At 47.4% G+C, this 10,674-nt stretch carries 8 protein-coding genes; 6 read left to right on the top strand and 2 right to left on the bottom strand.

Translation table 11 applies throughout. The features are described from left to right. Positions 1-302: 302 nt before the first annotated feature. The 5 genes from ACR2PX_RS07840 (at position 303) to ACR2PX_RS07820 (ending at position 5,299) form a co-directional block, all read left to right on the top strand. On the top strand, positions 303-1,697 hold the full coding sequence (locus ACR2PX_RS07840) for an MATE family efflux transporter (protein ID WP_433998799.1): 1,395 nt from the start codon (positions 303-305) through the stop codon (positions 1,695-1,697). 185 nt (positions 1,698-1,882) lie between these two features. Continuing rightward, positions 1,883-2,449 carry a DUF922 domain-containing Zn-dependent protease gene (locus tag ACR2PX_RS07835; protein ID WP_433998798.1) on the top strand — a complete coding sequence of 189 codons (567 nt, stop codon included), beginning with the start codon at positions 1,883-1,885 and terminating at the stop codon, positions 2,447-2,449. Between the two features lie 52 nt (positions 2,450-2,501). Further along, positions 2,502-2,981, top strand: a complete 480-nt coding sequence (locus ACR2PX_RS07830; RefSeq protein ID WP_433998797.1) for a GNAT family N-acetyltransferase — start codon at positions 2,502-2,504, stop codon at positions 2,979-2,981. 234 nt (positions 2,982-3,215) lie between these two features. Further along, positions 3,216-4,766 carry an SET domain-containing protein-lysine N-methyltransferase gene (locus ACR2PX_RS07825; RefSeq protein ID WP_433998796.1) on the top strand — a complete coding sequence of 517 codons (1,551 nt, stop codon included), beginning with the start codon at positions 3,216-3,218 and terminating at the stop codon, positions 4,764-4,766. Positions 4,767-4,834: 68 nt separating this feature from the next. After that, positions 4,835-5,299, top strand: coding sequence for an HIT family protein (locus ACR2PX_RS07820; protein WP_433998795.1), 465 nt, complete (start codon positions 4,835-4,837; stop codon positions 5,297-5,299). Here the strand turns inward: ACR2PX_RS07820 and ACR2PX_RS07815 are convergent. Then, on the bottom strand, positions 5,283-6,746 hold the full coding sequence (locus ACR2PX_RS07815; RefSeq protein ID WP_433998794.1) for a protein kinase domain-containing protein: 1,464 nt from the start codon (positions 6,744-6,746) through the stop codon (positions 5,283-5,285). The two genes, ACR2PX_RS07820 and ACR2PX_RS07815, sit on opposite strands and share 17 nt — an antisense overlap. 330 nt (positions 6,747-7,076) lie before the next feature. Continuing rightward, a complete protein-coding gene (locus ACR2PX_RS07810) occupies positions 7,077-7,406 on the bottom strand; it encodes a PBPRA1643 family SWIM/SEC-C metal-binding motif protein (RefSeq protein ID WP_433998793.1) in 330 nt (109 codons plus the stop codon). 415 nt (positions 7,407-7,821) lie between these two features. Between ACR2PX_RS07810 and ACR2PX_RS07805 the strand changes: the two genes are divergently transcribed. After that, on the top strand, positions 7,822-10,596 hold the full coding sequence (locus ACR2PX_RS07805; protein ID WP_433998792.1) for a M1 family aminopeptidase: 2,775 nt from the start codon (positions 7,822-7,824) through the stop codon (positions 10,594-10,596). Positions 10,597-10,674: the final 78 nt, after the last annotated feature.

Below are 10,674 nucleotides of genomic sequence, written 5' to 3'. Positions count from 1 at the left end.
CGACGCGGGTCTGTATATCGGGTGCAATATGAGTCATGACTGAGAGTAAAGAGAAAGGTTTAGTAGAAAATGGCACAAAACTCTGAAAAATCCAGCCTATTTTGAGGGGGCTGAATAGTTACCATTTTTACCGTACCGATTTAAATCAACCCACTCTCACCACGGATTTAAAAATCAAAATTTTCAAAATAAAAAAACCATTTAATCTGTCTATAAGTACATCTCCTGAGCAAAAAACAGATTTAAAGCAATCAATTTAACTTTATTATATCGGCTTTAAGGATTGTAATAAGGCTAATTGAATGAGCCAACACCGACGATTGGGACAGGAGCCCATCGACAAGTTGTTGCTCAGTATGATGTTGTCTGCCAGTGCCGGCATGCTGACCATCATGTTGTACAACACCATTGATACTATTTTTATCGGACACTTTGTGGGTAGCCACGGGATTGCAGCGGTGACGCTCGCCTACCCTATCAGTTTGCTTTTACCCACTATCGGGATGGCCATTGGCGCCGGTGCCGGATCTCTGATCTCTCGAAGATTGGGTCAGGGGGATGTTGATAAAGCACGACACACTTATGGTAATGGGTTTTCACTGGCACTGGTGCTTTGTCTGCTGACCAGCACTTTTGCATTTATCTTTACCGATCCAATTCTGACACTGTTTGGAGCCACTTCCGAAACATTGGAACTGGCTAAAAGCTATTACCATATTGCCCTGATAGGCATTCCCTTTCTGGGCAGCTGGATGAGTATGAATCAGATGCTCAGGGCAGAAGGCCTGGCCAGACTGTCCATGAATAGCATGATATTGTCGTCTTTTCTCAACATCATACTGGATGCTCTGTTCATTGCCCTGCTGGATATGGGACTGGAAGGCGCTGCACTGGCGACGGTGATCTCTCAAATTACCGGTTGGGGCTTCAGCATGTCTATTTATTTGTGCAAAAAAAGCAGCATGAGACTGAGCACAGAGTTTTTTCCCTGGCAGCCTTCCCTGATTAAAGAGATCATAGCCTTGAGCGGAACCACCTTTGGCCGTCAGGCCGGTGATGCCATTCTGCTGATTGCCCTGAACAAGTTTCTGTTGCTGTACGGTGGCTCGCTGCTGATCGCAGCCTACGGTATCATTAATCGCCTGCAGGCTTTGATGATGGTACCGATGATTGGTCTGAACCAGAGTTTTATTCCGATTGCCGGATACAACTTTGGGGCAAGGCGCTACGACAGGGTAATCTCTGCTTTTATAAAATCCATTCTTTACGGCCTGGCCTTCAGCTATACCCTGGTGGCAATTGTATGGCTCGCTCCCGAGTTTTTTATTGGTTGGTTTACCACAGAAGTTGAGTTGATTGATGCCACTATGTCGGGCCTGAAACTGATTATCATGTGTATGCCCCTCATCATGTTTCAAACCATTGGTGCCGCGTATTTTCAGGCCATGGGAAGGCCTCTGGCAGGTCTGATGATGACGAGTAGTCGGCAACTGCTGGTATTGATTCCTCTTCTGTTTTTGTTGACCCCCAGTCTTGGGCTGGAAGGTGTCTGGTTATCCTTCCCCATAGCCAACAGTATTATTGCCGTTCTGAGCATTCTCCTGTTCAGGCATATTCTCAGCAAATTGAAACAGAAGCATTTGATAATGGTCAAAGAAGAGCAGTCCGGAGAACTGCTGAATAAAACGGTTAGCTGATTTCTCCCTCTCTGATAGGCAGATCTCTTTTGACACTGTTATAAAGAGATCTGCAGCCCTCTGTTTTTCAGTGTGTTGCCCGGCATAATGTCAATAAATCAGAAAATTCCCTCAAACTGACTATGACATAAGAAAATTCCTATTGATAATCGAAGAATAAAAGATCGAATAAAACAGGTAACCCCATGCACCGAATTTCTTATCTTCTGTCACTTCTACTCCTCCCAACTGCAACTCTGGCCGTGCCTGTGATTGAAACCAGCACTGAGAACTATGAAATAGAAGGTTCATCTTCTTATGAGCTGAGGCACCAGTTGAACGACAAAACTCCCGTAATCAGCGATGGGGAGCGGTTTGATGCTTATACGAAATGGGGTGTGCACTGGAATTTCGAATGGACAGAGAAAAAGAATCAATGCAGGATTAAATCCGTAACCACACAGCTTGATGTTAAATTTATCCTGCCTGAGTGGGTTAACCGGGATACTGCCAGAAAACGACTCAGGGAAAAGTGGGACCGTTACTATGCCGCTCTCCAGGAGCATGAAAATGGTCATAAGGAGATTGGCTTTGAAGCCGCCACGGATATTGAAGAGTCTGTTGCCGCAATGAAGCCTGAAGCCAGCTGCCAGCAGCTGGAAAAGAAGGCTAATGCACTGGCCGAAAGTATTATCGACCAGTACGTCAAAAGAGAGAAAAAGTACGATCGCATCACTCGCCACGGCCTGGATCAGGGAGCATCGTTTCCATAGCTGAGAAGATTCTGGCGGCCTGAAATGCCAACACAAACAGTGAGTCAATAGCATGGAACTGCAGATTGAACGACTGGCTGATCACCAGCACTTTATTCCCGATCTGGTGGCCGCTTTTGAGAAAGAATGGCCTGAGCATTATGGTCAGGATGGAGCCGGCAGTGCCGTCGCGGATATTAACAGCTATGCCAGCATAGACACTCTGCCAGTGGGTCTGATCGCATATTGCGGCGACAGACTCTATGGTCATATGGCACTCAAACCCTCTTCCATTACCAGCTTGCCCCACTTAACCCCCTGGGCTGCTGCAGGTTATGTTATTCCTGAATTTCGTCAACAGGGTGTCGGGGCAAAGCTGCTCATACAGATTGAGAAACTGGCAGAAGAGCTGAAATTCTCCCGAATTTATTGTGGAACCAGCAAGGCCCACGGCCTTTTGCTACGTGGAGGCTGGGACATAGACCAGGTGATTCATTACGATGAATCCGATGTAACTATTTACAGCAAGCGTGTTGAGGAAGTATCCAAATAGCTATTGAGACAATAGCCACCAGCTTTCTTTATCAAGCATTAACAGGATACAAGCAGCTACCTGCTTACCGGGGAAGGGGGCTCCCCCTGAATATCGACCGACCTGATGAATGTCGCTTCAGTTAAACCAACCTTCCTGCTCGTTCCTGAACAGTCACCCAGCATTAGGGAACCTTTTCTGCCGCAGAAGGTCTCAAAAGTGTTCAATGGATTGAAACGAAAGGAGCTGAAAGGAATGTTTCCACAGGATTACAACGGTTACCCATACCCGGCAGGGCAAGATTATCATCATCGCGATAATGGTCATCATTCGCGTGCTCCATATTCACCTGTTGATACCCGCCCAACCTCATTATTTCGTGATGATGAGATCTCATTCGTAGGAAAATATGACTACGGATCCTTTAACGGCTTCCCTGTAAGCCATCATTCACGACCTGATTACGATACCTATATTCCAAGGGAAGAGGTTTATTCCCCTGCTAACCCCAGTGCTCACCAACCCTATAATGTGGCCCATATTCCAGTGGCCGAGCCCATTATTAATAGCGAATATTATCAGACAGAGAGTTCTCACAACCCACCAGAGAGTCCTCTTCCCTCTCAATATTCTCCCTCACCTTCCTGCCTTTTCGATAGAGCCCCCCCCCCCTTAAGTGATCACTATAATGAGATTCCTCTGGATTCGTTTGATTCTATAGACAACTATGGCAACAGTATCTCAATGAGCATATCTGGAAAAAAGCCCCTGGCTCCACTGGATAAAATCGATGCCGCTCTTTCCGGACTCCGGGAATCTCTTGAAAGCAAACACAGAAAGTCTCTGGAGCATCGACTGGCCAAAACCCGGCATTACTATCAAAAGCAGGTCTATGAAATGCGCGACCTCAGAGCTCAGTGGAAGTCTAATGCAGCTCGACTGGTGACGGCCGAAAAAGCTTGTGCACGACATACCAGAAAGCGGGAAGAAGCTCTACAGACCATTGAAGATCAGAAAGAAACCATTGCCCGACTGGAACAACAGGTCAAGCAACAGACGGCTGAAGAAAGGGAGTGGGCTGATCTGCAGGACAGTGCAAAGGAGTTGCAGAATACTGAAAAAACCGGTGCACGATATAAACGTAAACGTGATAAGGCCCTGCAAACCGTTGCACATCAGAAAGAGACCATTGGCAGACTGGGTCAGCAGGTTAAATTACTGACTACAGGAGAAGGCTCCTGGCCAGACCTGGAGGTGGGAGACAGTAAAATCCCCGGAGCCGGGGATGGCCTCTTTACAAAATACCCTATCCCTCAGGGCGTTATTATTGGTGAATACTACGGAGAACCGGTTTTTCGGATGGCAGTGGGCGAGGACAGTCACGTAGTCTGGAAAAAAGGCCCAGAGTTTCTAAAGGATGACACTTATGTCGTCTGGATCAAAAAAGAAGTCAAAAAAGACGGTGTCTGGATCAAGATCAATAAAGAAAAAGGCGTCGACGGTGACTACAAAGGCGGGCATGAAGACAAAACGATCCTGCGTAAAATGAACCACAGCGAGAATAACAACACGGATCACTTTGTCTGCGATGACGGGACGGTTAAGTTCTATACCACACGTCCTATTGAGGCAGGTGAAGAACTGTTGTGGGATTATGATCAGGAAATAGAAACAGACTTTGAGAAAGGTGTGAAAAAGCGCATTGTCCAGAACCCACACCAGTACGTTAAGGTGGTTAACGGTAATGTCACTCTTAAGAAAGCCAAACGAAGTCATTTTGATGCAAGTGGTTTTATACGCCTGTAATCCTCCTGTTTTAAATGGGCGGGATAGCCTTTAGACTTCAGCTTTAAATAAGAAGAAGATTCCAGATCATGTTTAACCATGAACCCGCAGGTTACACTTGCCCTTTCTGCAGAATCCTCAACTCTGATACTGAGAAAAAAGCCGAAGTACTTTATGAAACCGCTTCAGCTATTGTCTGCCTGCCAATACATCATAAGCCCGACTCAGGCCCCTCCCTGCTGATCATTCCCAAACAGCATATTGAAAATATATACGACATGGATGACTCATTACTGGCTGAGGTCATCAGTCTGGGCAAACAAATGTCCCTTGTCTCTAAAAGAGTCTGGCAAGCCGATGGGATTACCTTGATTCAAAATAATGAACCGGCCGGGTCCCAGGATGTCTGGCATTTTCATTTGCATATTAAATGCAGGCGGGAAGGTGATATTTTCTGGAAAGCTCCCATGCAACGCACTGAACAGACCCTAAGACAGGAATGGATTCATTCGTTCAGGCGCTTTATGGCTGACCCGTCTAGCCTTTCGTATTGATAGGAAACTCTGGGCTATCATTCTGCAATTGTGTCAGCTGCTGAAGTTGAACTTCTTTCTTCAAAGACTGATATTTTTTCGGACTGGTTCTGAGCACCCTTTCGGCTTTTTTCATCTCAATCTTATTTAACTTGAGAAAAGAAGAATCCAGCACTTCATCAAGTGTCTCCCTTTTATCTCTGAGCGGTGACAATGTGCTGTTTATAAAGGTGTAATAATCACCGCCTATGTCCATTGCTCTTCTGGTTTGTGCCCTGGCAATGTCCAACTCTTTCTTGGGAAAATCGTGGGAGAAGGCAGGCAAAACCGGAAAATCACGATAGCGATCAGACATCCGAGTATAGAGAAAATGAATCCTGTACTCTGCCCCTGATCTGAAAGATCCGAGTTGAGCACCCATGGTAAACATTTCAGGGGTTTCCCCCTGGGTGAAGCCCTGAATGTACATCATCTGTCCCAAACCATAGACATCCATTTTCGGGTCACTCTGAGCGCCCCTTGGCAACGTTTCTTTCAACTCATCAGTCATTACTTCCCTGCCACTAGAAGGCATAGGCTGAAAACGACGCTTGTCCATGACTTTAAACGACACCGCAGCAGGATCAACATAAAGCTCATGACCCGGACTGGCTACCTCATCAAATCGGGTACTGGTGCCAAGATCAATCAAACGCAAGCGATTCTCTGTGGTGTCGAAAATCAGATTATCCGGTTTGAAATCGCCATGAACAAATCCGGCATCCTGCAAATGCTTCAGACACTGGGCAGCCTGTTTAGTGAGCAGTTTGTTGGCACACATATATTCACTTCGGGTCAGTTGATCATCCAGATACAGTGTTCTTAACTCCTTGAATCGCTGCTCCAGTGACGGTCCCTGAATACGTTCCAGTAATAATCCTTTTCGGCCGTTGATGTTGTGCACCCCATAACTCTTCACCAGTTTGGGGTCTTCAGGCACACTGGCAAAAACCTGGGCTTCATTATCAATGGTTTTCCAGGCCCAGGCCTGTTTGTGTTCATCATCATCCAGGGATGATGGCAGGGTTTTGAAAATCAGAGAAGTCGGCTTGCCGTCAGGCCCCATAACCGGGAGCAGTTCAACTATGTCACTGCAATGCACAGGAGAGACTTCATCCAGAGAATATTGCTTGATATCGAAAGGCAGCGCCCTGGTAATCTGATTGGGCGAAGACGCGGACGCTATAGAATCAAATCGGTCCAGAGAAGAGGGTGAAGAAGGTGAAGGTGGGCTGTCATAACCAGAATCAATAGTCTCAGAACTCGTGGATTGCGACAAATTCTTGGTCGGTTTGACCTGCTCTGTCTGCTTTCCCTGATGAGTGCCGGTTTTTTGCCTTCGTCTCTTTTTACCTGAAGGTTTCCCCTTCAGAGAGTCCGGATTGCCACCAACAGGATGATGACGATGCGATCCCGGGATACTGTCCATGATCCAAAAGTCCCTTTTCTGAGTTCTTCATTCAGTGTAGCGCTCTCAGATACCCACTCTGCAATGAGCCTGATGCTGATCGATCATCAGTTTCTAATGCTCAGCGAAAGGCATTGAACCATCAATCCAATCAACCGGCTATGATGGCTGGCAAATCAGTGAACTCTTGGAAAGCTTAAAAATCAGAGGATGTTAACGATAGACTGGAAGAGGAAGGGGAAGGGGAACCTGCTCTGCTAACCAGAAAAGTCATTTCACCCACAGGGTGATGAAATGACTCTCTTCGCTCAAGGCTGGTTGGGCAGCTTCTCAGTCAGCGTCGGGCCAGGATCAGCCGCAACACTTCTTGTATTTCTTACCACTACCACAAACACAGGGATCATTCCGGCCCGGTGTTTTTTCTACTACTTTGGTGGTTGGCAGGTTTTTAAGCAGTTCCAGATCAGAAACATCTTCCTGCTGCTCTTCATCCACCTCAATAGTGTAATACCAGCCACCTTCTTCAAAGATGGCTACCAGTTCCTGCTCACGCTCTTCATTCTGAACAATGACGCTGGCAGGATTTTTTTCGGTGCCCAGCCTGGCTGTTTTCTTGCGCTCAAAACCCCGATTGTGCTTGTCCGTGACGTTCATCAGACGATTGCCTTCGGCATAAAGCATAGGTAGCCCACCACTCTCGATCGTTAAATTCAGTATCCGTACCTGATTCCCTCAGGACATGGATAACCAGTAAAACCGACGTAATCTACTGGATTTGTATGGATTTGGCCAGAAGTCTGATGGATTTATAAGCAAAGAAATCTCAGGCAGTCCCCCCACAGGATAAACCCCCATCAATGCTGAAACAGGATCCATGAAACCAAGCAGCTGCTGTCTGCAAATTACCGACGTTTTTTTATGCCGCTCATGATGGAATTACCTGGAACCTTAGTGATGAGTGGTTGGCTTTTTGGTCTATCTTTATGAGCTGGTCTGTTTCAGATCCTGAAATTGGGAGGCGAACTGAGAATAACGGTTGGCCTCCTGAAAGTCTGCTCCCCGATAGATTTCGGCTCGCTGTCAGAGGATTCGCCCAATGCCACTGCCTCAGGTTGCAATTCGTACGATCGTTTTGCTGTTGATGATTATCAATCTGACCGGTTGCTTCAAATTGAGCATGACCCGAGACAGAGTCCAAACCAGTCAGTCCGCCCGGACCAGCATTGGCCTGACGCAGGAAGAAGCCAACTTCAGGCAATCAGTCCTATCCGGCCTGGGTTATGAGCTTTATCTCGATGTTTCAGAGCCGGGCAGCTCTCAATACTCCGGACGGGTATCCATTACCTTTGCACTGCAGCAAGTCAATAAACCTCTGAGACTGGATTTTCAACAGGGTGAAATTAGTCGTTTACTGATCAATTCCCAACCGGTCGATGCTCAATACGACGGTCGCTTTATTACCTTTGCTCCGGGCAGTCTTCAGCAGGGTCAGAATACCGTGGAGATCGAGTTTCTCCAGAATTACAGTCGTAATGGCACCGGCCTGAACCGATTCCAGGATACCGCAGATCAACAACTTTACCTGTTCAACCAGCCTCTTCCATACAGGAGCAGCAGGCTCTTCCCGCTGTTTGACCAGCCTGACCTTAAAGCCTCTTATAAGCTGGCAGTGAAATCCCCTGAGCGTTGGCAGGTGATGACGATTACACCAGAAAAACAAACCATCAAGGATGGGAAAAAACGATGGTGGTACTTTCCTGCTTCTGACAACATCAGCCCTTCTCTTTTCTCATTGTCCGCGGGTCCGTTTCGGGTCTGGAAAGATAGCTCTGGAGCGGTTCCGTTGCGCTTGGCCGTACGGCAATCTCTGGCCTGGCAGATACAACCTCAAACCTGGTTCTCGCTGTCTCAACAGGGATTGCAGTTTTTTGGGCAGTATCTGGACAAACCCTACCCCAGTCTGCAGTTCGACCTGATTTTATTGCCCAGCCTGACAGAGCCAACTTCTTTGCCACCCGGCTATCTTGATGAATTCCTGACGACTTCCATAGCGGTAAAGGAAAACCCCGAGATACAGGCTGAGACGATTTATCAAAACCTTGCACATCACTGGCTGGCTCATTCGGTTTCACCTGCCTGGTGGGACAGTGTCTGGCTGCAGGAAAGCCTTATCCGCTTTTTATCCTTTAAAGCCATGGCAGAAGGTGCCCATCTGAAGGGTACCTGGCCCTTCTTCTATCGGAGCCAGAAAGTGCCAGCTTATGAGGCTGATGCTGAAAACCAGCCTCCGGCTCTGATCATAAAAGCAGCCACAACTCAAGATGCACTGAGACATATCAAAGCCCCTCTTTACCCTTCTATTCAAGGGAAAGGCCCTGCCCTACTGCATCAACTGGAATACCGCCTGAGCAAAGAAACCTTTCGCCAGGGCCTGAGAGATTTTCTGAATCGGCATCAGGATAAAGGCACTAAGGTCGAAGTGTTTATCCAGACTATGCAGGAAGCTTCCGGTGAAAACCTGAAGCACTGGACCGATGTCTGGTATTACAAGCCAGGAAGCAACCAGGTTAAAGCACAATGGGAATGTAAGGATCAGTTTTTAGCCAAGATTACCCTGCTTCAATCTGCCCCGGGAACGGCACAAAATGTGCTCAGGGAGCAACGGGTTAATACAGGCCTGTACCATCAGAAAAGCCATCAGAAAAACCATCAGAAAAACCATCAATTGACACTTTATCGAAGCCTCCCTGTTTTGATAAGTGGCAAGAAAACCAAAGTACCTTACTCGGGAAAAATCCCCTGCCCTGACGCTGTGTTTCCCAATACAGATGACCACGGCTATCTGGTATTGAAACTGGACGACATTAGTCTCAAGGCCGCTCTTGATAACAGGGGCGACAGTGCAATACTGGAAACCCAGCTCATTGATTTGCTCTACAACGAAGTCAAACAGGGTCAGGTGGATATCCATGCCCTGTTGAACCGTTTGTATAAACAGATCCCTGAAGAGACTAGGCCCGCTCTGTTGTTTCAGTCCCAGCAGGTTCTAACAGAACTGCATACCACGCTTCAAACGATTCGCTACCAGGATGAGTCACTGGCTGAGACGCTGGCCGACCCACTCTTCGAGCTGGAAAGTTTTGTCTGGCAACAGCTGATGATTGCCATTCCCGGCAGCACTGAGCAGGAGAGCTGGTTCAGAACTTATCTGGTCGTTGCCCATAGCCAAGCCGGGTTGGCTCGTCTGGAAGACCTTCTGGATCATCGCCCTCTCCTCAGTGAGCTCAAGGTGACCAAGCGTCAACGCTGGGATATGCTTCAAAAGCTGTTAGAACACAATTACCCAGGCAGTGAACAGCGTATCAGCCAGGAATCGGCAGCGACTTCATCTGCTATTAGCAAAAATGAAGCTGTTATTGCACAAGCCCTTCGCCCCGACATAAAGGTCAAACAATCCTGGATTCAGCGCTTTCAGGAAGCTGACTCTGACCACCTTAAAGAACTGGCTTCTCTCAGACATAACCTGTTTCCCCCCAGCCAGATCCAACTGGCTCAACAGTTAGCAGGACAGACACTGGGTGGGTTGCAATATATCGTGCAGCAACCCAGGTCTCTGCAACGGAGTTATTTGAATTACGTGGTTCCTGACGCCTGCTCTGTACATGGTATTACCCAATTCAAAAATGCCATGTCCCAATACCAGGTCTATCCTTTCATTCATTATCAGCTATCACTCAAGCAGTCGGCTGCTGAGCGGTGTTTGAACATGCGAACCCGACTTAAAACCAGGAGCGTGGGAGAGAATAGACAGGTCGGCCACGCTCCTAGGAGCCTGTCGGACTTACCACTGACCTACTGCGAAAAAGCCTGATTTGGCCATTTTTTATGATTCTTTTCGTTGAATAGCTCGCTATTCGCCTCAAATAATCATAAAAACTGTCTCAAACCG

The organism is Endozoicomonas sp. (genome assembly GCF_051008435.1).
Lineage (GTDB): Bacteria > Pseudomonadota > Gammaproteobacteria > Pseudomonadales > Endozoicomonadaceae > Endozoicomonas_A.
Note: the sequence above shows the minus strand (reverse complement) of the source record. Positions and strands in the feature narration are given on the sequence as shown.

Coding starts and splice junctions, on each gene's coding strand:
- ACR2PX_RS07840 (WP_433998799.1), top strand. CDS start 303: ATGAGCCAACACCGACGATTGGGACAGGAGCCCATCGACAAGTTGTTG.
- ACR2PX_RS07835 (WP_433998798.1), top strand. CDS start 1,883: ATGCACCGAATTTCTTATCTTCTGTCACTTCTACTCCTCCCAACTGCA.
- ACR2PX_RS07830 (WP_433998797.1), top strand. CDS start 2,502: ATGGAACTGCAGATTGAACGACTGGCTGATCACCAGCACTTTATTCCC.
- ACR2PX_RS07825 (WP_433998796.1), top strand. CDS start 3,216: ATGTTTCCACAGGATTACAACGGTTACCCATACCCGGCAGGGCAAGAT.
- ACR2PX_RS07820 (WP_433998795.1), top strand. CDS start 4,835: ATGTTTAACCATGAACCCGCAGGTTACACTTGCCCTTTCTGCAGAATC.
- ACR2PX_RS07815 (WP_433998794.1), bottom strand. CDS start 6,746: ATGGACAGTATCCCGGGATCGCATCGTCATCATCCTGTTGGTGGCAAT.
- ACR2PX_RS07810 (WP_433998793.1), bottom strand. CDS start 7,406: ATGCTTTATGCCGAAGGCAATCGTCTGATGAACGTCACGGACAAGCAC.
- ACR2PX_RS07805 (WP_433998792.1), top strand. CDS start 7,822: ATGCCACTGCCTCAGGTTGCAATTCGTACGATCGTTTTGCTGTTGATG.